Source organism: Cupriavidus sp. UYPR2.512 (genome assembly GCF_000379565.1).
Taxonomy (GTDB): Bacteria; Pseudomonadota; Gammaproteobacteria; order Burkholderiales; family Burkholderiaceae; genus Cupriavidus.
The window spans coordinates 183,188-203,174 of record NZ_KB903075.1 but is presented as its reverse complement, the minus strand read 5'-3'; the positions used below and the strand labels follow the sequence as shown (position 1 = coordinate 203,174).

Genomic DNA, 19,987 nt, shown 5'->3' with positions numbered 1-19,987 from the left:
GCGCCGGCTCGGCCGATGCCTCCGTTTATTGTCTGCGTGCCGCCCCGTTCAGCCGTGGCGTGCCGCATAGTCCAGGTACCACGGGCCGCTTTTTTCGTCCGCTTGCGGCCCGTGTTCCTGAACGACCTCCGCTTAATCTTGTCGACGACCCCTGCAACAACCTGGCCAGCCGATGCGGGCCAGTTCCCGCAGCGTGGCCCACGCTTACAGCGCCAGTCCGAATCCCGCCCTGGGAAGCGGGGTCGTCCTGAAACTGATCTTCGGCGAACGCGTGCCAGTGTGTTTGCCGCTTCGGTTTCAGACGTCCCCCTGTTCCGGGCTTCTGTTCGCGTGGACATATGTGCGACGAACGTGCCAGATATGGCTAACTCTTTGATAACAAAAAGAAAGGGGAAATTTCAGCTGGCATCAGGCCTTGGTTGGCGATCCATAACGTTCCGCTTTTGATACGTGGAGCCGGATTTTTATTCTGCAATGCAGCATTTGACGGGCTGGCAATGAGGCACAGGGATCACAGCGTGCGACGGAGGGGCGTCGAAAAGACGACTTTTCGCCGGCAATGCCCATCCGAAGGAGGGAGGGCGAAATTGCAAATGGATAGGCGTCAGGGTTCGAATGCAGCACGCGAGCGAAGCTGCCAGGTAGTTTCAATTCCGTTACAAGGATTTGAACTCTGTACATCGGCAGCCACCCGGGCGCGAAGCGGTCGGACTCAGCCTTTTGGTGCTGCGCGCGCCATGCGCGCGCGGCGGGCTGAAGGGAATCGACACGTTGACAAGCGTTTGCACGATGCCGGGCAGGGCCGGCTCGGCCGTCCCTCATCTCTTTGGATGGGCCGGGTAGATTATTCACGGTCGCTGGCACGACGTGCCAATTGGTTGCATTCGTGAAACTCCCGCCGTTCCGGCAAGGCCGCGGCGCATGTGTATGGCGGGTCATCGGACGGCTGGCGCCATCCGCCAAGCCCTTGATTTCACTGACCTAGACGAAAATGATTCGTATTGCCAACATCCGCGCTTCAAACGATTTCATGCATGAAACCGCTCGGCGGGCGTGCCGCCGTCGGCGGCAGGGTGGACCTGGCCGGCTTCCTGCCGGACCTGCTCTTGCAGCCACGCATGGAACTGCTGGATGGCCTTCTCGCGCGGATTGCCTTCGCGCCAGGTGACCCAGTAGTGGAGGCTGGACGGGATGCGGGTGGGCCCGATCTGCACCAGCTCGCCGCTGGCCAGGTAGTCGTGGGCCAACTGGGCGCGCGCGGTGGCTACGCCCAGCCCGGCGACGGCGGACTGCAGCATCAGGCCGGCATCCTGGAAGATCGGGCCGCGTTCGGGCTCTTCGCCCGGCAGGCCGGCCGCTTCGAGCCAGTCGCGCCAGGGGCGCAGCGCAAAGCGCAGCATCGGCAGGCGCGGCACGTCGGCCAGCGTGAAGCCAGGGTAGCGCGCCAGCAGCGCCGGGCTGGCCACCGCGATCACATGGTCTTCGATCAGGTTGTGGCATTCAAAGCCGGGCAGGTCGATGCGCTGGTGCCAGATGCCGACATCGACGCTGTACGGGTCGGGCGGCGTGATCTCGGCATGCAGCCGCAGATGCAGGTCCAGCGACGGCACCAGGGCGTGCAGGCTGGGCAGGCGCCGGATCAGCCAGGCATTGGCCAGGTCGGCCATCACGCTGACCTGCAGCCGGACTACCGGCGGCCCGGCGCTGTTGCCGGCTTCGCGCAGCGCGCTTTCGATACTGTCGAGCGCGCCGCGCACCTGTTCGGCCAGCCGCGCGCCCACGCTGGTGGGGCTCATCTGGCTGCCGGTGCGCTGGAACAGCTTGGTGCCCAGGCTGGTCTCCAGCGCGCGGATATGGTGACTGATGGCGCTGTGCGTCAGGGCCAGCTCCTCGGCCGCGCGCGAGAAGCTGCGGTGGCGCGTGGCGGCCTCGAGCGCACGCAGCGCTTGCAGCGGCGGCAGGTGGACGGGGCGTTGGGCGGGTTTGGCGGGGGATTTGGCCATGGCCGTCAAATTCTACTCACAATTGCCGCGGGTATCTTTCGTTGGCTTTGCACTGTAATGGGGATGACAATGCAGGCCATCATGACGACTACGACTTCTGCTTTGTCTTCCGCGCCCTCGCAAACGCAACCTGCCAATGCCCGCGGGCGCGTGCTGGCGGTATTTTCGCTGGGCTTCCTGGTGTCCTATGTGTTCCGCGGCGTGAACCTGGGCTTTGCGCCGCACCTGACGCGCGAACTCGGGCTCAATGCCGGCGACCTGGGCCTGCTCACCAGCTTCTACTTCCTTGGCTTTGCCTGCGCCCAGTTGCCGGCGGGCATCCTGCTGGACCGCTACGGCCCGCGCCGTACCGAGGCCGTGATGCTGCTGGTGGCCGTGGCCGGTTCGATGGTGTTCGCGCTGGCGCCCGGCATGGCCGGGCTGGCCGTCGGCCGGCTGCTGATCGGGGTGGGCGTGTCGGTGTGCCTGGGCGCCGCCATCCAGGCGCTGTCAATGTGGTTCCCGCTGTCGCGCATGCCCTTGCTCAACGGCGTGGTGATGGCCATCGGCGGCCTGGGCGCAGTGCTGGTCGGCACGCCGCTGTCATGGCTGCTGGCGCTCACGGACTGGCGCACGATCAGCATCGGCCTGGCCTGCGTCTCGCTGGCCATGGCGGCGGTGCTGTGGTTCAGCGCTCCCGACAAGCCGCGCGTCGGCAAGGAAAGCCTGCGTGAACAGCTGCGCGGCACGCGCCAGATCCTGGCCAGCGAGCGCTTCTGGCGCGTGGTGCCGCTGACGCTGCTCAACCAGGGCGTGTTCCTGGCGGTGCAGACGCTGTGGGTGGGCGCCTTCCTGCGCGACGTGCCCGGCTTCGACCCGGCGGCCAGCGCGCGGCTGGTCTCGGTGATCGGCTTTGCAATGATGGCCGGCTGCGTCGGCGCGGGCTGGGCCGCGCGCCACCTGGAGCGTATCGGCGTAAGCCTGTATGCCTTTGCCGGCACTGGCATGACCGCCTTTATCGTGGTCCAGCTGCTGCTGATGGCGCAGGTCCCGCTGCCGCCAGTGCTGCTGTGGGTGGCTTATGGCGTGTTTGGCTCCAGCGGCATCCTGACCTATGCGGTGCTGGCGCGCAGCTTCCCGGATGCGCTGATCGGACGGGCAACGACGGCGCTGACGCTGACTGTGTTCCTGTCCACCTTTGCCTGCCAGGTAGGTGTTGGTTTCGTGCTGGACCTGTGGCCTGCCACCGGCGGCCATTACCCAAAGGCGGCGCACCTGACGGCATGGGCCGGGCTGGTGGCGCTGCAGGCGCTGGCGGCGGTCTGGTACGCGATGGGCGGGCGGCGCGCGCGCCGCGAGGCGGCTGCTGTCCGCTGAGTCGGAGCGTTCCGGCTAGAGCATGACCGGACGGTCGTCCAACTCGTTCGGGTTGGGCCCGCCGTCAGACGGGAAGTGCATGGCCAGCAGTGCGTGGATGCGCGCCACCGTAGCCAGCACCGGGCGCACCGACAGGTCCTGCGCCAGCCCGTGCGCCAGTTCGTCGCACAGCTCGCGCCAGGTGGCGGGCCCCACGCTGGCGTCGATGCCGCGGTCGGCCAGCAGCTCGACCGCATGGTCGGCGAGGTTGATATAGAGCAGCACGCCGGTATGGTCCGCGGTGTTCCAGACCTCGAGCGCGCCAAACAGGAAGCGGGCGCGCTCGCGCGGCGTGACGCCGGCCCAGGCATGGCCCACTGGCAGGCTGGCCTCGATCACCACGCGGATCTCGCCGCGGTGGCTGGCTTCGCCGGCATGCACGGCTTCCTGCAGCTGTTGCCGGGCTTCGGCCGGAAAGTGCTTGCGGGCAGCGCCGGCCGTGGTGGCGATATGGTGCAGGGCGCGTCGGAGATTCGGCATTGTCGTCGTTCCTTGTGCTGTCACCAGTTGCCCGACGCGCCGCCGCCGTCAAAGCCGCCGCCGCCCCCGCCACCAAAGCCGCCGCCGCTGTCACCGCCGCCTCCTCCGCCAAAGCCGCCACCACCCCAGCCGCCGCCGCGGCGGCCCCAGTCCTGCCCCATGGTGTAGCCGCCCAGTCCGCCCAGCCCGCCGGCGATCACGTCGCGCCCGCGCCGGGTGGTGACGATCTGCGGCCCGCGCCGGCGCAGGATGGCACTCAGGAAGAAGAACACGATGATCGCCAGCGGCAGCAGCGCCGGCAGCCACTCTGCCAGCCCGGACGATTGCTGCGCCTTGCGCTGCGGTGCCGCCAGGCCTTCCTTGTCGATGGTGGCCTGGATGGCCGAGATCCCCGCCGCCAGCCCGCCGTAGAAGTCGTTCTGGCGGAAGTGGGGGGCCATCACGTCCTGCAGGATGCGCTTGGACATGGCATCGGTCAGCGACCCCTGCACGCCGCGCCCGACCTCCAGCCGCATCTTGCGCAGCCCGGGCGGGTTGTCCTTGGCGATCAGCACGATCACGCCGTCGTCGATGCCCTTGCGTCCGGCGCGCCAGGCGTCGGCCACGCGGATGCTGTAGGCATCGATCGGCTCGGGATCGGTGGTGGGCACCATCAGCACGAAGATCTGGCTGCCGCGCTGCTGCTCGTATTCCGCCAGCACGTTCTCGAGCGCGCCGCGCTGCTGCGGCGTCAGCGTGCCGGTCAGGTCAGTGACGCGCTGGGTCAGCGGCGGCACCGCGACGAAGCCGTCTGCCGCCAGCGCCGGGCCGGCCAGCAATGCCGCCAGCCATAGCAGGGCGGCCGCCAGCCAGGCGTGCCGCCAGGGCGAGCGCAGGGTGTGGCCCATGGTGTGGCCCGCCTCAGAACTTGACCGCGGGAGGCGTCGAGATGGCCTTCTCGTTGTCCACCGTGAACGAAGGCTTGACCGGGTATTTGAAGACCATCGCCGTCAGGTTGGTCGGGAAGCTGCGCGCCAGCACGTTGTACTGCTGCACGGCGGCGATGTAGCGCTGGCGGGCCACGGTGATGCGGTTCTCGGTGCCCTCAAGCTGCGACTGCAGGTCGCGGAAAGAGGCGTCGGCCTTCAGTTGCGGGTAGTTCTCGGACACCGCCAGCAGGCGCGACAGCGCGCCGGACAGCTCGCCCTGGGCCTGCTGGAAGCGCTTGAAGGCTTCGGGGTCGTTCAGGGTCTCGGGCGAGACCTGGATGCTGGTGGCGGCGGCGCGCGCCTTGGTCACGGCCTCAAGGGTCTCACGCTCGTGCGTGGCATAGCCCTTGACCGTGTTGACCAGGTTGGGGATCAGGTCGGCGCGGCGCTGGTACTGGTTGATGACTTCGCCCCAGGCGGCCTTGACCGCCTCGTCCTTGGTCTGGAAGTCGTTGTAGCCGCAGGCGGACAGCAGGCTGGCCATGACCGCCAGCAGCAGCCAGCGCAAGGCAGACATCGGCGAGCTGCTGGACAAGGAGGGGGACGAAGAAGCGCGCATCGGAGACTCCGCGGGTTGGACGAAAACCCAAGTGTAGCGCACCGCCCTTGTCGCAAGAGGGGCAGGCGGCGCACCCGGGCGCCGCCTGCCTGGCATGGCCTCAGCCGGCCGCGAACGCCTTGCGCGCGGCGTCGAGCGTGGCCGCCAGGATGGCGTCGTCGTGCTGCGCCGAGACAAAGCCGGCCTCGAAGGCCGACGGCGCGAGGTAGACGCCGTGATCCAGCATGGCATGGAAGAACCGGTTGAAGCGCGCGGTGTCGCACTGGGTCACTTCGGCGAAGCTGCCCGGCACGCCGTCGCGGAAGTAGATGCCGAACATGCCGCCGATGGCATCCGCCGCGAAGGGCACGCCCGCAGCCTTGGCGGCCTCGGCCAGGCCTTCGGCCAGCTTGCGGGTCTGGGTGGCCAGGCGCTCATAGAAGCCGGGTGCCTGGATCAGCTTGAGCGTGGTCAGGCCCGCGGCCACCGCCAGCGGGTTGCCCGACAGCGTGCCGGCCTGGTAGACGCCGCCCAGCGGCGCCAGCCTGGCCATGATGTCGCGGCGCCCGCCGAAGGCCGCCGCCGGCATGCCGCCGCCGATCACCTTGCCCAGGCAGGTCAGGTCGGGCCGGATGCCGTAGTGAGCCTGCGCGCCGCCCAGCGCCACGCGGAAGCCGGTCATGACCTCGTCGAGGATCAGCACTGCGCCGTCGCGGGTGCACAGTTCGCGCATGGCCTTCAGGAAGGCATCGGTGGCGCGCACCAGGTTCATGTTGCCGGCCACCGGCTCGACGATCACCGCGGCGATCTCGCCGGCATGCCGGGCGAAGGCCTGTTCCAGCTGCTCGACGTTGTTGTACTCCAGCACCATGGTGTGGCGCGTCACGTCGGCCGGCACGCCGGCCGACGACGGCGCGTTCTGGGTGGTGTCGGCAAAGGTCAGCAGGCCGGAGCCGGCCTTGACCAGCAGGCTGTCGGCGTGGCCGTGGTAGCAGCCTTCGAACTTGATGATCAGGTCGCGGCCGGTGAAGCCGCGCGCCAGCCGCAGTGCGCTCATGGTGGCTTCGGTGCCGGAGGAGACCAGCCGCACCTGCTCGATCGACGGCACCAGCTTGCAGATTTCCTCGGCCATGGTGATCTCGGCCTCGGTCGGGGCGCCGAACGAGAAGCTGTGCGCGGCTGTTTCCTGTACCGCACGCACCACTTCGGGGTGAGCGTGGCCCACGATCATCGGGCCCCAGGAGCCGATGTAGTCAATATAGCGCTGCCCGTCGGCATCCCACATATAGGCGCCTTCGGCACGCGTAATGAAGCGCGGCGTGCCGCCCACCGAGCGGAAGGCGCGCACGGGCGAGTTGACGCCCCCGGGAATGGTCTGCTGGGCGCGGTCGAAGAGCTGCTGATTACGGGACATGGCGTTGAGGTAAGGACAAGGACTGCAGGGATCGTGTGCGGCGGGCCCGGGACTTATCGTTGACATGCGGCAAAAACAGCGGAAATTCGCTGCAATTGGCCGCCAATCAGGCGCTAACAGGGCGCTAACAGGTGCGAACACGGCGGATCTGGCACGATTCTGGCGGCCACCGGCTGGCGCCGGCGGCACGGTTTCGGTACCATCTGCGCTGGATTTTAATGGAGAGCGGCCAGAGCCTGTTATGGAATACAAGACTTGGATGTGCCTGATCTGCGGCTGGATCTACGATGAAGCCGCAGGCGCGCCGGAAGACGGCATCGCCCCCGGAACGCGGTGGGAAGACGTGCCCGTCAACTGGACCTGCCCGGAATGCGGTGCGCGCAAGGAAGATTTCGAGATGATCGCCATCTGAGGCGACGTCCTCCAGAAGAACAATAAGCGGGCGCGCGTCGCGCCGATGCGACAAAACGCGGGCCGGCCGCGGCCGGACCGGATTGACGGCCCCCCGGCGTCTTGTCACACTCTGTTGCAAAATGACTGCCCGTCCCACTGCCGCTGGCGGGGAGGACGGTAGGCAGGTGCGGGTTCCACGCACCGCCGCTGCCGGGCACAGCCCGGCCTTGGAAGGGAAACAAGAATGTCGGGGGTCCGTCGGGGCGCGCATGGGTCGCGCTGCTCCGCACGGGTGTTCTCTAGTGCTTGCCAGCGCTCCGCAAGGGGCAGCCGGTCGCGGGAACAACAATGCGGGTCGCTCAAACAGAAGAAAACCAGCGGGTCAATACCGCCGGCGCCCAGGGTGTGGCGCCTGGCATTTCCATTCCGGACACCAGGGCGCAGCCGCGCCGCAAGGTGCTGGTCATCGATGATTCCAGCACCATCCGCCGCACGGCGGAGATCTTCCTGTCGCAGGCGGGATACCAGGTAGTGCTGGCCGAAGACGGCTTCGAGGCGCTGGCCAAGGTGGGCGAGCTGCACCCGGACCTGGTCTTCTGCGACATCCTGATGCCCCGCCTGGACGGGTACCAGACCTGCTCCCTGATCAAGAAGAGTCCGCGCTTTCACGCCATCCCCGTGATCATGCTGTCCTCGCGCGACGGCGTGTTCGACCGCTCGCGCGGCCGCCTGGTCGGCGCGCACGACCATCTTGCCAAGCCTTTTACCCGCGAAGCGCTGCTGCACGCCGTGCAGGCCTGCCTGCCATGCCAGGCCGCGGACCACATGCTGCCTGCCTGAAGCGCATGCACGCGACGCCATGTACGAATCGAAGGAAACCCTCATGACTGCCATCAACAAGATCCTGATCGTCGACGACTCCCCCACCGAAGCCCTGTTCATGTCCGACCTGCTCTGCAAGCGCGGCTTCAAGGTCTCGGTTGCCAGCAACAGCGACCAGGCCTTCGCGCGCCTGCAGGCGGAGAGCTTCGACCTGATCCTGATGGACGTGGTGATGCCCGGCCAGAACGGCTACCAGGCCACCCGCGCGATCAAGCGCGACGACCGCTTCAAGGACATCCCCGTGATCATGTGTACCAGCAAGGGCCTGGACACCGACCGCATCTGGGGCATGCGCCAGGGCGCGTCGGACTACATCGTCAAGCCCGTCGACGGCGAAGAGCTGCTGGGCAAGATCGCCGCGCTGGCGCACTGAGCTGCCAGCGCAGGCCGTACGGGAAGCCACCGCCACCTGTTCCGGGGACCGCCAGATGAACGCGCCACGCCAAGACCTTCGCGCCCGCCAGACCCGCCTGCAGGACTACCAGGCCATGCTGGCCCGGCGCCTGCGCGAGGCGCGCAGCCTGCCCGCGGCCGACAGCTACCTGGCGCTGCAGGTGGGCGCGCGCAACTGGCTGCTGCCGCTGGCCGATACCGGCGAGGTGCTCGATATGCGCCCGCCCAGCCCGGTGCCGCTGACGCAGCCGTGGTACAGCGGCCTGGTCAATGCGCGCGGCAGCCTGCTGGGCGTGATCGATTTCAGCCTGTTCTGCGGTGGCGCGCCAACGCCGCTGCAGCCCGGCAGCAAGATCGTGGTGCTGTCGCGCCAGGTGGAGCGCGCCTGCGCGATCCTGGCCACGCGCGTGGCGGGTTTGCGCCATGCCGCCGACCTGAGCCTGCCGCACGGCGATGCGGCGCCGCGACCGGCGGGCACGCCGGCATGGGAAGGGCAACGCTTTGCCGACCGCGACGGGCGTGACTGGCAGGTGCTGGACGTGCGCGCGCTGCTGGACGCGCCGGCCTTCCTGCAGGTGGGACGGGTTACGGCTTGAGGCCTGAGGCCCGCCGCCGCGCCGCCAGAAAACAAGAAACAAGAATGACGCGCAGGCCACGGCCTGCCGCACCCGGCACGAGCCGCCGGGCATGACAACGATTAAATGGATGAGGGTGCCATGGGTTTCAAGAAATTCAGCCTGGGCCGGCGCACGCCGGCAGCCGAAGCAGCCACCGGCCCGGCGGGCGAGCCCGGCATGGCCTATGCCGGCGGCCCGGAACCCGCACCGGCACCCCCATCCGCCGACGGCCTGGGCACCACGCCTATGGAGCATGTCACCCGCTGGCTTGGGCGCATGCCGTTCTCGTCGCAGCAGCGGCTGCTGACGGTGGGCGTGGTGGTGTCGCTGGTGGCGCTGCTTGGCTCGGTGTACCTGGATAACCGCATTGCCAACAACGCTGCCGCGCAGATCGAGATTGCCGGCGACATGCTGATGCACTCGCAGCGCCTGGGCAAGGCGGTGCCGGTGGCGCTGCTGGGCAATGCGCAGGCCTTCACCCAGCTGCGCCAGTCGAAAGACGCGCTGGCAGGCGACCTGAAGGCGCTGCAGGAAGGCAGCGACGAGAAGCGCGTGCGCGCCACCGCCGGCGCGGCCGAACCCCTGCTCGAGACCGCGATGCAATCGTGGAAGCGCTCCGAGAAAAGCGCCGCCGACGTGCTGGCGCAGCAGCCGGTGCTGACCACCATCGGCCAGACGCTGCAGATCTTCAACGCCTCCAACCCTGAGCTGCTGGAATCCGCAGAACAGGTCGCGGCAATGAAGCTGCAGTCCGGCGCCAACGCGCGCGAGGTGGCGGCATCCGCGCAGCTGGTGATGCTGACGCAGCGCCTGGGCAAGAACCTGAACGAGTTCCTGGCCGGCGAAGGCGTCAACCCCGAAACCGCGTTCCTGCTGGGCAAGGACACCAACACCTTCCGCGAAACGCTGGACGGCCTGCTCAACGGCAGCGAGGCGCTGCGCCTGTCGGCGGCCACCGATGAAGAGACGCGCGGCTACCTGCAGCAGCTGTTGCAGCGCTTTGAGGCAGTGCAGAAGACCACGCAGACCATCCTGCAGAACCTGCCCGGCCTGATTGCCGCCAAGCGCGCGCAGCAGCAGATCTTCAATGACAACGAGGCGCTGCGCGGCGAGCTCTCGGCGCTGCAGGGCGCTTACGCGCAGTCGGCGCGCGTGCGCCCGGTGACGCTGGGCGCGACCGTGGTGTCGGCGGCCATGACGCTGCTGTGCCTGGTAGGCCTGGCGGCACTGTACCTGCGCGATTCACGCATGCGCGCGCTGGAAGCCGAGGCGCGCGAGCGCGAGGCCGAGTCCCGCCGCCTGGATGAAAAGCGCAACAACGACAACACCCAGAAGGCGATTCTGCAGCTGATGAATGAGCTGCAGGACATCGCCGACGGCGACCTGACGCGCCAGGCCACGGTGACCGAGGACATCACCGGCGCCATTGCCGACTCGGTCAACTACACCGTGGAAGAACTGCGCGAGCTGGTCGGCCGGGTGCAGCAGACCGCCGGCGAGGTGACGCAGGCGTCGGGGCAGGTGCAGTCCACCTCGACCCAGCTGGTGTCGACCACCGAAGAGCAGTCGCGCCAGATCCGGCAGACCGGCGAATCGGTGGTGGAGATGGCCGACCGCATCACGCAGGTGTCGCGCGGCGCGGCCGAGTCCGCCAACGTGGCGCGCGCCTCGCTGTCTGCCGCAGAGCAGGGCCAGCAGGCGGTGCAGAACGCCATCACCGGCATGAACGACATCCGCGAGCAGATCCAGGAAACCTCCAAGCGCATCAAGCGTCTGGGCGAGTCGTCGCAGGAGATCGGTGAAATTGTCGAACTGATCTCGGACATTACCGAGCAGACCAACGTGCTGGCCCTGAACGCCGCCATCCAGGCCGCGTCAGCGGGCGAAGCCGGGCGCGGCTTCTCGGTCGTGGCCGAAGAAGTGCAGCGGCTGGCCGAACGCTCCGGCGAGGCCACCAAGCAGATCGGCGCGCTGATCCGCACCATCCAGACTGATACCCAGGACGCCGTGCACGCCATGGAGCGCAGCACGCAGGGCGTGGTGGAAGGGGCGCGGCTGTCGGACAACGCCGGCGCGGCACTGATCGAGATCGGGCGCGTGTCGCGCCAGCTGGCCGAGCTGATCGAGCAGATCTCGCAGTCCACCTCGCACGAGGCTGACCTGGCCACCACCGTGGCCCGCCATATCGAGCGCATCCTGCAGGTCACCGAGCAGACCACCACCGGCACGCGCCAGACCGCGCAGTCGGTGCGCCAGCTGACGCTGCTGACCGAAGAGCTGCGCAACTCCGTCTCGCGATTCAAGATCGCCTGAGTGGCCGGATGACGCCTGCGACCGCTTCCGCGCACCGCGGCCTTACCGGGCTTAGCGGCCACGCGCTCCATGCCAACTCCGCACCTGCCGCCTGTTGCGGCAGGTTGCCCGCGGCCGCCGTCCGGGCGCCGCACTGGAAGCCGTCATGTCCCTGAATTTCCCTGTCCCGCGCGATGGCGCCGCAGCCGGCGCACCGGCTGAAGCCAGCGCCGTGCCCGAGCCGGCTCCGACGCCGCCGTCCGCCAGCGCGCCAGCTGTCCCCGATCCAGGCGCTCCCGCGCGCGACCTGTCCGGCCTGGCGTGGCTTGCGCCCAGCCTGCGCAGCGCGCTGGAAGACGCCGCCGCCGAGCTTGGCCACTATGTCGACGAGGTCCGCCAGGCGCCCGAAGCGCTGGGCGCGCGCGACACCACCTCGCTGCGGCTGGCCGGCCAGCACCTGCACCAGGCCGCCGGCGCGGTGCATATCGTCGGGCTGCGCGGCACCGATCCGTATTGCCAGGCCCTGCGCCGCCTGCTCGATGCCATCGACGCCGGCACCGTTGCCGCCAGCCCCGAGGCACTGGCGGTATTCCGCGCCGGCGTGCAGGCGCTGGCCGAGTATGTCGACGACCTGATGGCCGGCGACGATGAAGCGCCGTTGCGCCTGTTCCAGCCCTACGCGGGCGTGCTGGCGCACCTGGGTGAAGAGCGCGTGCATCCGGCCGACCTGTGGCTCGATGAGCTGCAGATGCTGCCCGGCATGCTGCTGCCGGCAAAGGGCCCGGCGGCGGTCATGCGTGCGCGCCAGCAGTTTGAATCGGCCTTGCTCAAGGCCTTGCGCCTGCCCACGCCGTGCACCGACGCGGCGCTGCTGCGCGAATCCTGGCTGCCGCTGTGCGCGGCGCTGGACGAGGTGCGCGCCAATGAGCAGGAGGCGCGCCGCGCGGCGGATCATCCGGATCGCGGGGTCTGGCATGTGCTGGGGCTGGTGTTCCGCGCGCTGGGCCTTGGCCTGTTGCCTTCCGACCTGCTGGCCAAGCGCTTTGCGGGCCGCGCCAACCTGTTGCTGCGCCAGTACCTGCAAGGCCATGTGCGCGTGCCGCAGGCGCTGCTCAACGACGCGGTGTTCCTGCTGGTCTGCACCGGCCTGGCCCGCGACGGTGCCGCTGACGACGATGGCGTGGCTGCGCCGCGTGCCGCGTTGCGTGCCGATATTGCGCGCACGCTCGCGGTGTTCCGCCTCGACCCGGCGCACGCGCTTGCCAATGCGGACTTCCGCCAGCGCTATTACGGCTGGCTCGACCCGATCGACACGCGCAACCTGCAGCAGGCCGCCGCCGGGCTTGAGCACGCCGCCGCCGGCGAACCCGCCGGCTGGGAAACCGCGCTGGCCGCGCTGGCCGAAGCCGCGCAGCCGCTCGGGCAGCCGGCGCTGCAGCGCTGCCTGGCGCAGGCGGCCATGCACGGCGGCCAGCATCACCGTGGCGAGGCGCTGGCCGCCGCCGGCATCGCGTTGTTCCTGGCACGCGCGCTGGCGCTGCCGTGGCGCGTGCACGGGCAATCCGCCCATCCGGCGGCGGCGCGTTTTGCTGAGCAGTGCGAGGCGCTGGCGACGTGCCTGGCCGATCCCGCCGCGAGCGCGCCCGCGTGGCTTGCGCGCATGGTCGACGAGGCGCGCGCCCAGGCGCTGCGCAGCGAGGCCGTGACGCAGCTGCGGGCGCAGCTGGACAGCGGCGAATCGTGGCTGGACAGCTTCGACCGCAACGCGGCCCGCGCCGAAGGCGCCGGCCACCTGCGCGACGCATGTCAGGCCTTCGCCGCGCTTGGCGCCACGCTGGCGCACTTGCAGTCGTCCGGCGCGCTGCCTGCAGCGCTGGTGGACGATGCCGCGCAGGCCGCCGCCGCGGTACAGTCCGTCAATGCGCGGCTGGCCGGTCCGGGCGAACTCGCCGATGCCAGTGCGCGTGCCGCGCTGCTGGGCGAAGTCGCGGCAGAGCTGGGCGCGGTCCATGCCTTTGCCGATGCGCTGGAATTCGGCCGCGTGCGGCGCGCCGATACGCTTGCCGAGGCTGGCGAGCCCGATGCACCGCGCGCTGCGCAGCATCCGCTGGCCGCCGCGCGCGCCGCCGCGGCCGAGGCAATCCAGGCCGGGCCCGCGCCCGATGCGCCGCCAGTGCAGCGCCTGCGTGCCGCGCTGCAGGCGCTGGCCGACCAGGCCACCATCGACGACGATGCCGCGCTGCGCCGCCAGGCCGCCGAAGCCACTATGCAATGCAATGCCTGGCTGGCCGGTAGCGATGATGCGGCTGGCAGGCTGGCGCTGGCACTGGCCGAGCCGGCGGGGGCTGCGGCACCCGCAGCCGCGCCGCCCGCGGCGCAAGGCCTGCCGGCTGCCGGCGACAAGGAGGCGCTGGACGCCGAACTGCTCGACATCTTCCTGAACGAAGCCGACGAGGTGCTGGGCGGCATCGCCGGCGACCTAGGCTCGGGCGTTGAGGCGCTGCACGATGCCGATACGCTCAGCCGCGTGCGGCGTGCCTTCCATACGCTCAAGGGTTCCAGCCGCATGGTCGGCCTGCATCGCTATGGCGAAGCGGCCTGGGCGGTCGAGCAGGTCATGAACCTGTGGATTGCCGAAGCGCGCGAGCCGGTGCCCGCGCTGCTGTCGCTGCTGCGCCGCGCGCATGCCGAGCTGTCGGCGTGGGTGGCACAGCTGCATCGCGATGCGGCGACGTGGCACGACATTGCGCCGCTGGTGGCAGCCGCCCAGGCGGTGCGCGAGCCGGGCGGCGCGCAGGCCGCGGACGAATGGCCAGTGTTGCCCGCAGCGGCTGAAGCAGCGCCGCCCGAGCCGGCCGCCGAGGCCGCCGATCACCCCGGCGCCGATGCCGTCGGGAACGGCGAAGACAATGTGATCCCGTTCCGCCTGTCCGGCGGCCTGTCGGACGAGGACGACCACTACAAGGTCATCGGGCCGGTGCGCATTGGCCTGGCGCTCTACAACGTCTACCTGCAGGAGGCCGACGACCTGCTGCGCCAGTTCGCCACCGACATCTCTGAATGGCGGCATGAAGGCCATCCGTGCCCGAGCGAGCTGGGGCTGCGCGTTGCCCACACGCTGCAGGGCAGTGCGTCCACCGTCGGCCTGGAACCCGTGCGAGAGATCGCCGAGGCGCTGGAAGCCCTGCTGCTGCAGCTGGGCTCGCACCCGGTGGCGATGCACCCGGGCGATTTCCGCCTGCTGGAGCAGGCGGTCGAGCGCCTGCGCGGCATGCTGCACCAGTTTGCCGCGGGCGTCTGGCCGGATGCAGATGCCGGCCTGCGCCGCAGCCTGGTTGAGTTTGGCGAGCGCGCGCTGCTGCGTCCGCGCGTGGCGGTGCCCGCGCCGCAGGCGCCGGCCGAGCCGGATGGCTCGGTGGCGCAGCTGCTGGGCCAGTTGCCGCCCGCGCAGGAGGAAGACCAGCCGGAGCCGCCGGCGTTGCCCGGGCCGGAGGCCGCACCGCCGCCGGCCACGCCGCATGACGCGGTCGTTATCGCGCTGCCGAGTCCGCACCGGGCGCCCGGTGCGCCGGTATCGGACGAGGGCGGCGCCCCGGATCCCGAGCTGGTCCAGATCTTCCTGGAAGAGGCACAAGGCACGCTGCCCGAGCTGGGCAAGCTGCTGCGCGGCTGGGAAGCAGCGCCGGAAGACTCGCGCCACGGCGGCCTGGTGCTGCGCGCGCTGCATACGCTCAAGGGCAGTGCGCGCATGGCGGGTGCCATGGCACTGGGCCAGGCCGCGCATGAAATGGAGACGCTGCTCGACGCCAGCCTGCGCGGGCAGGGGCAGCAGGCTGTCGGGCCGAAGCTGTTCGAGCGGCTCTATGCCTGGTACGACCGCATCCTGGCGCATGTCGAGGCGCTGCCGTCCGGCCGCCTGCTGCCCGCGGACGATCCGGACGTGGTCAACGGCCTGGCCGAGGCGCCCGAGCAAGCGCAGGGCGATGCGCCGCTGCCGCAGGCAGATGCCGTCGTTGAGGCGGTGCCCGCAGCCAGCCTGCCCGCCATGCCGGGGCCCGCAGACGTGATGGTGCCGATGCCGCCGGCCGTGCCCGCCGAGCCACAACGCGCGCTGGTGCGCGTGCAGGCGCGCGCCCTCGACACGCTGATCAATGAAGCCGGCGAAGTCGGAGCCACGCGCGCACGCCTGGACAGCGAACTGGAGGGGATGCGCGCCTACCTGGGCGAACTGAACGACAACGTCGCGCGCCTGCGCGGGCAGCTGCGCGAAATCGAGATCCAGGCTGAATCTCAGATGGCGTCGCGCATTGCCGACGCGCAGCACAAGCAGGAATTCGACCCGCTCGAGTTCGACCGTTTCACGCGCTTCCAGGAGCTGACGCGGATGATGGCCGAGTCGGTCAACGACGTGGCCACCGTCGAGCAGAACCTGCAGCGCGGCTTTGACCGCGCCGCCGGCGACCTGGCCGCGCAGGCGCGCCTGACGCGCGGGCTGCAGCGCGGGCTGATGCAGGCGCGCATGGTGCAGTTCGACGCGCTGGCCGAGCGCCTCTATCGCGTGGCACGCCAGGCCGCGGCCGAGACCGGCAAGGAAGTGCGCCTGCTGATCAAGGGCGGCACGGTGGAAATCGACCGCTCGGTGCTGGACCGCATGGCCGGCCCGATCGAGCACCTGATCCGCAATGCGGTGGTGCACGGCATCGAAGCCGCCGCGCCGCGCCGCGCCGCGGGCAAGGCCGCCACCGGCGCGCTGACGCTGGAGGTGCAGCAGGAAGGCAACGAGGTGGTGCTGCATTTCGTCGATGACGGCGGCGGGCTGGACCTGGCGCGCATCCGCGCGCGCGCGGTCGAGCGCCGCCTGCTGGCGCCGGACGACGACGCCAGCGAAGCGCGCCTGACCGAGCTGATCTTTGCGCCGGGCTTCTCCACTGCCGACGCGGTGTCGGAGCTGGCCGGCCGCGGCGTGGGCATGGACGTGGTGCGCGCCGAGACCGTGGCGCTGGGCGGACGCATCACGCTGGAATCCAAGCCCGGGCAGGGCACCACCTTCACCATGCACCTGCCGCTGACCACGGCGATCACGCAGGTGCTGGTGATCGCGCTGGGCGCGCGGCGCTATGCCGTGCCCAGCGGCATGATCGACCAGGTCCAGCAGCTGCGCGCCCCGGCGCTGCTGGACGCCTACAATCAGGGCCGCCTCGCCGTGGCAGGTGCCGAGGTGCCGTTCTTCTACTTCGGCGCGCTGCTGGAGGAAGGCAACGCCGTCGCGGCCGGGCGCAAGTATTCGCCGGTGGTGCTGGTGCGCAGCGGCGCCGAGCGTGTGGCGGTGCATGTGGATGATGTGGTCGGCAACCGCGAAGTGGTGGTCAAGCATATCGGTCCGCACCTGGCACGGCTGGAAGGCATTGCCGGCGCGACCACGCTGGGCGATGGCGAGATCGTGTTGATCTACAACCCGGTGGTGCTGGCGCAGCGCTTTGTGCGCGAACGCGGCCAGCCGGTGCCGCAGGCCTTGCCGCAGACGCCGGCGCTGCCTGCCGTGCAGGCGCAGATGGGCGCGGTTGCGGAACTGGCGAGCGACGGCACCACCGAGCCGGTGCGCGGCCTGGCGGTGCAGCCGACCGTGATGGTGGTGGATGACTCGCTGACCGTGCGCAAGGCCACCCAGCGCCTGCTGGGCCGTGCCGGCTACCAGGTGGTGCTGGCGCGCGACGGTGTGGATGCGCTCAAACAACTGCAGGATGTCATGCCGGACGCGATGCTGGTCGACATCGAGATGCCGCACATGGACGGCTTTGACCTGACGCGCAACGTGCGCTCCGACGCGCGCACCGCGCATATGCCGCTGGTGATGATCACCTCGCGCACGGCCGACAAGCACCGCCGCTATGCCGAGGAGATCGGCGTCAACGTGTACCTGGGCAAGCCTTACAACGAGGATGAGCTGCTGGGCACGCTGCATCGGTTGCTGGGCGAGCGGGCGGCCGGTACGGCCGGGTCGGTGGCGCAGATGCTGGGGGACGGGCCCGCAGGCTGAAGGTTTGCTCCCCTCTGCCGCTCGCGGGAGAGGGGAGCATGCAGCCGGCATGCAAAGGGCAGTGGCTCTCTCAAGGACCTGCCATGCAAAAGGCTCGACATCGCAAGATGTCGAGCCTTTTTTCCTGCGCCAAGGGCGCGCCGTTCCCGCTGGTTACCAGCGCATCTGCGCGTTCTTGCCGCCGGTGCTGACCGTGGCAGTCTTGGTCCGGCCCTGGTAAGTCGCCCGCACGTTGTACGTGCCCGACGGTGCCTTCAGCAGGCAGCGCGGACCGTCGGCGACAAAGCTGGCAACTTCCTTGCCGCCGCGCATCAGCTTGACATCAACATCGGACAGGTACTCACCGCGCGCGCCCTGCGTGAACAGCAGGCTCATGTTGTACTTGCGCGCCTCCGATTGCAGCGCGGCCTGCTCATCTTCGGCGACACCGCCGCAGATATAGGCGACCGAACCGGCCATACGCCGGACCATCGCATCACGCGGCGGCGCCGGAGGGGGCATGGTCAGCGGCGGGCGTGGCTGCGCGGGCGCTGCCATCGGCGGTGGCGCCGGCACAGCTGGTGGCGTGCCGATGGGCGCGGGTGCCGGGGATGCCGTCGGCGGCGGTGCTGCCGTAGCAGGCGCCGCTATGCCCGGTGCGGGCTGTGTGGCAGGGGGCATGGTGTCAGACGGCGGCGCGGCCGGCATCGTGGCGCCCGGGGTCGGCGCCATGGTGCTGCCCGGGGCAGCGGGCGCCGGGGCGGCAGGCGCAGGGCTGGCGTCCACCACCGGCGCCTGCGCATGGCTGGCAGCCGGCAACAGCGCGAGCAGCGCGATCACGCCGGCGCTGAGCGCGATAACCAGGCGCTTGACGCGCGAGCGGCGTGCCAGGCGCGCTTCGACAAGTTCCAGCGAGCGGGTAGGGGCAAACGGGGGCTGTTGCGGCATCGTGGCCTCCTTGGGCGAGCTTCGGAATCAGATGCCCCGGAGGACCCCGCGGGATCACTCCGGGTCTCTCTTTTTCATCCTAGGGCCCAAGGGTGGGCGGCAATGCCGGGTTTGGTCCTACATCCGCGTCAGCCGACGGCGCATTGTGGCCCGCAGGCGGCGTGCGAGCGACTTCGCAGGTGCCGGAAGAAAAACGGCCCTTCCCGCAAGGAAAGGGCCGTTGATCGCGTGTGATCCTGGCGGACGGATTATTTCTGGCTTACTAGCCGCTTGGGCACCGACAGCGTCAGCGCCGCGCCCACCACCAGGCAGGCGGCCAGCAGGTACATGCCCGAATCGGTGCTGTGGGTCAGGTCCTTGAGCCAGCCCACCGCATAGGGGCTGAGGAAGCCCGCAAGGTTGCCCAGCGAGTTGATCAGCGCGATGCCCGCGGCCGCGCCAGTGCCGGCCAGGAAGGAAGTCGGCAGGCTCCAGAACAGCGGCAGCGTGGTCAGGATGCCGATGGTGGCCAGCGTCAGCGCCACCATTGCCAGCGTGGTGTCGCTATGCCATTGCACCGACAGCAGCAGGCCCAGCGAACCAGCCAGCGCGGGAAGCGCGATATGCCAGCGGCGCTCGCCGCTGCGGTCTGCGCTGTAGGCCACCAGCACCATGCCGACCACCGCGCAGCCATAGGGGATGGCGGTCAGCAGGCCGATATCGAGCGCGCCCTTGATGCCGGTCTGCTTGATGATGGTCGGCAGCCAGAAGCTGACGCCGTACAGGCCCATGACGAAGCAGAAGTAGATCGCGCTCATCAGCCAGACGCGCGGGCTGGACATCACGGTGCGGATCGGCGGGTCTTCCTTGTGCGCATCCTCGCTGGCGATATTGCGCTCCAGCAGCGCCTTCTCTTCCTGCGACAGCCACTTGGCGTGGGCGATGCGGTCGTCCAGGTAGGCCAGCACCCACAGGCCCACCAGGATCGACGGAATGCCTTCAAGCAGGAACATCCACTGCCAGCCGGACCAGCCGTTGTGGCCGTGGAAGGACTGCATGATCCAGCCCGACAGGGGCCCGCCGATCACGCCTGCCAGCGCGACCGCAGTCATGAAGTAGGTGGTGGTGCGCCCGCGCCGGTTGGCCGGGTACCAGTAGGTCAGGTACAGGATGATGCCGGGGAAGAAGCCTGCCTCGGCAATGCCCAGCAGGAAGCGCATCACGTAGAACATGGTCGGCGTGGTCACGAACATCATCGCCGCCGAGATCGCGCCCCAGGTGATCATGATGCGCGCAATCCAGATGCGCGCGCCCACCTTGTGCAGGATCACGTTGCTGGGCACTTCGAACAGGAAGTAGCCAATAAAGAAAATGCCGGCGCCCAGCCCATAGATGGTCTCGCTGAACTGCAGGTCATTGAGCATCTGCAGCTTGGCAAAGCCTACGTTGACGCGGTCCAGGTAGGCCACCACGTAGCATAGCAAGAGGAAGGGCACCAGGCGCCAGCTGACCTTGCGGTAGGTGGCGTCTTCAAAGGCGGCGTCGCTGACGCCGGGGTTCACTGCGGTCGTTGTCATGCTGTCTCCTGAGGATATGGCGTTTCTATGTGACGCGTTTTACAGCTACGGTACGACAGTCCACTGAATCATTGACATGGCAGGCGCCGACC

General features: G+C 69.3%; 13 protein-coding genes and 1 pseudogene. 7 read left to right on the top strand and 7 right to left on the bottom strand.

Going from position 1 to position 19,987, the window contains the following annotated elements; genetic code table 11:
* Positions 1 to 1,028: 1,028 nt before the first annotated feature.
* Complete coding sequence (locus A3A5_RS0121055; RefSeq protein ID WP_018312499.1) at positions 1,029 to 2,003, bottom strand: LysR substrate-binding domain-containing protein; 975 nt, start codon at positions 2,001 to 2,003, stop codon at positions 1,029 to 1,031.
* A gap of 81 nt (positions 2,004 to 2,084) precedes the next feature.
* On the opposite strand from A3A5_RS0121055, the gene A3A5_RS0121050 reads away from it, so the two are divergent.
* Positions 2,085 to 3,359 (top strand): nitrate/nitrite transporter, encoded by a 1,275-nt coding sequence (locus A3A5_RS0121050; RefSeq protein WP_051108555.1) that lies wholly within the window; start codon positions 2,085 to 2,087, stop codon positions 3,357 to 3,359.
* Between the two features lie 15 nt (positions 3,360 to 3,374).
* On the opposite strand, the gene A3A5_RS0121045 is transcribed toward A3A5_RS0121050, so the two are convergent.
* From A3A5_RS0121045 to hemL, 4 genes are all read right to left on the bottom strand, one after another.
* The gene (locus tag A3A5_RS0121045) at positions 3,375 to 3,878 is read right to left on the bottom strand and encodes a TPM domain-containing protein (RefSeq protein ID WP_018312497.1); all 504 of its coding nucleotides are present in this window, start codon (positions 3,876 to 3,878) and stop codon (positions 3,375 to 3,377) included.
* Between the two features lie 20 nt (positions 3,879 to 3,898).
* Positions 3,899 to 4,765, bottom strand: a complete 867-nt coding sequence (locus A3A5_RS0121040) for a YgcG family protein (protein ID WP_018312496.1) — start codon at positions 4,763 to 4,765, stop codon at positions 3,899 to 3,901.
* A gap of 13 nt (positions 4,766 to 4,778) precedes the next feature.
* A complete protein-coding gene (locus tag A3A5_RS0121035) occupies positions 4,779 to 5,405 on the bottom strand; it encodes a LemA family protein (protein ID WP_026200973.1) in 627 nt (208 codons plus the stop codon).
* 100 nt (positions 5,406 to 5,505) lie between these two features.
* A complete protein-coding gene (hemL, locus tag A3A5_RS0121030; RefSeq protein WP_018312494.1) occupies positions 5,506 to 6,798 on the bottom strand; it encodes a glutamate-1-semialdehyde 2,1-aminomutase in 1,293 nt (430 codons plus the stop codon).
* 241 nt (positions 6,799 to 7,039) lie between these two features.
* Between hemL and A3A5_RS0121025 the strand changes: the two genes are divergently transcribed.
* The 6 genes from A3A5_RS0121025 (at position 7,040) to A3A5_RS0121000 (ending at position 17,412) form a co-directional block, all read left to right on the top strand.
* Positions 7,040 to 7,210, top strand: coding sequence for a rubredoxin (locus tag A3A5_RS0121025; RefSeq protein ID WP_018312493.1), 171 nt, complete (start codon positions 7,040 to 7,042; stop codon positions 7,208 to 7,210).
* A 329-nt stretch (positions 7,211 to 7,539) separates the two neighbouring features.
* Positions 7,540 to 8,031, top strand: a complete 492-nt coding sequence (locus tag A3A5_RS0121020; protein WP_018312492.1) for a response regulator — start codon at positions 7,540 to 7,542, stop codon at positions 8,029 to 8,031.
* 43 nt (positions 8,032 to 8,074) lie between these two features.
* The gene (locus tag A3A5_RS0121015) at positions 8,075 to 8,446 is read left to right on the top strand and encodes a PleD family two-component system response regulator (RefSeq protein WP_018312491.1); all 372 of its coding nucleotides are present in this window, start codon (positions 8,075 to 8,077) and stop codon (positions 8,444 to 8,446) included.
* 55 nt (positions 8,447 to 8,501) lie between these two features.
* Complete coding sequence (locus tag A3A5_RS0121010) at positions 8,502 to 9,062, top strand: chemotaxis protein CheW (protein ID WP_018312490.1); 561 nt, start codon at positions 8,502 to 8,504, stop codon at positions 9,060 to 9,062.
* Between the two features lie 120 nt (positions 9,063 to 9,182).
* On the top strand, positions 9,183 to 11,396 hold the full coding sequence (locus tag A3A5_RS0121005) for a methyl-accepting chemotaxis protein (RefSeq protein ID WP_018312489.1): 2,214 nt from the start codon (positions 9,183 to 9,185) through the stop codon (positions 11,394 to 11,396).
* 145 nt (positions 11,397 to 11,541) lie between these two features.
* Positions 11,542 to 17,412, top strand: coding sequence for an Hpt domain-containing protein (locus A3A5_RS0121000; protein WP_018312488.1), 5,871 nt, complete (start codon positions 11,542 to 11,544; stop codon positions 17,410 to 17,412).
* 153 nt (positions 17,413 to 17,565) lie between these two features.
* On the opposite strand, the pseudogene A3A5_RS45765 reads toward A3A5_RS0121000, so the two are convergent.
* Positions 17,566 to 17,889 (bottom strand): annotated as a pseudogene (locus tag A3A5_RS45765) (hypothetical protein); the annotation flags it as partial.
* 698 nt (positions 17,890 to 18,587) lie between these two features.
* On the bottom strand, positions 18,588 to 19,895 hold the full coding sequence (locus tag A3A5_RS0120990; protein WP_018312486.1) for an MFS transporter: 1,308 nt from the start codon (positions 19,893 to 19,895) through the stop codon (positions 18,588 to 18,590).
* Positions 19,896 to 19,987 lie beyond the last annotated feature (92 nt).

Coding starts and splice junctions, on each gene's coding strand:
- A3A5_RS0121055 (WP_018312499.1), bottom strand. CDS start 2,003: ATGGCCAAATCCCCCGCCAAACCCGCCCAACGCCCCGTCCACCTGCCG.
- A3A5_RS0121050 (WP_051108555.1), top strand. CDS start 2,085: ATGACGACTACGACTTCTGCTTTGTCTTCCGCGCCCTCGCAAACGCAA.
- A3A5_RS0121045 (WP_018312497.1), bottom strand. CDS start 3,878: ATGCCGAATCTCCGACGCGCCCTGCACCATATCGCCACCACGGCCGGC.
- A3A5_RS0121040 (WP_018312496.1), bottom strand. CDS start 4,765: ATGGGCCACACCCTGCGCTCGCCCTGGCGGCACGCCTGGCTGGCGGCC.
- A3A5_RS0121035 (WP_026200973.1), bottom strand. CDS start 5,405: ATGCGCGCTTCTTCGTCCCCCTCCTTGTCCAGCAGCTCGCCGATGTCT.
- hemL (WP_018312494.1), bottom strand. CDS start 6,798: ATGTCCCGTAATCAGCAGCTCTTCGACCGCGCCCAGCAGACCATTCCC.
- A3A5_RS0121025 (WP_018312493.1), top strand. CDS start 7,040: ATGGAATACAAGACTTGGATGTGCCTGATCTGCGGCTGGATCTACGAT.
- A3A5_RS0121020 (WP_018312492.1), top strand. CDS start 7,540: ATGCGGGTCGCTCAAACAGAAGAAAACCAGCGGGTCAATACCGCCGGC.
- A3A5_RS0121015 (WP_018312491.1), top strand. CDS start 8,075: ATGACTGCCATCAACAAGATCCTGATCGTCGACGACTCCCCCACCGAA.
- A3A5_RS0121010 (WP_018312490.1), top strand. CDS start 8,502: ATGAACGCGCCACGCCAAGACCTTCGCGCCCGCCAGACCCGCCTGCAG.
- A3A5_RS0121005 (WP_018312489.1), top strand. CDS start 9,183: ATGGGTTTCAAGAAATTCAGCCTGGGCCGGCGCACGCCGGCAGCCGAA.
- A3A5_RS0121000 (WP_018312488.1), top strand. CDS start 11,542: ATGTCCCTGAATTTCCCTGTCCCGCGCGATGGCGCCGCAGCCGGCGCA.
- A3A5_RS0120990 (WP_018312486.1), bottom strand. CDS start 19,895: ATGACAACGACCGCAGTGAACCCCGGCGTCAGCGACGCCGCCTTTGAA.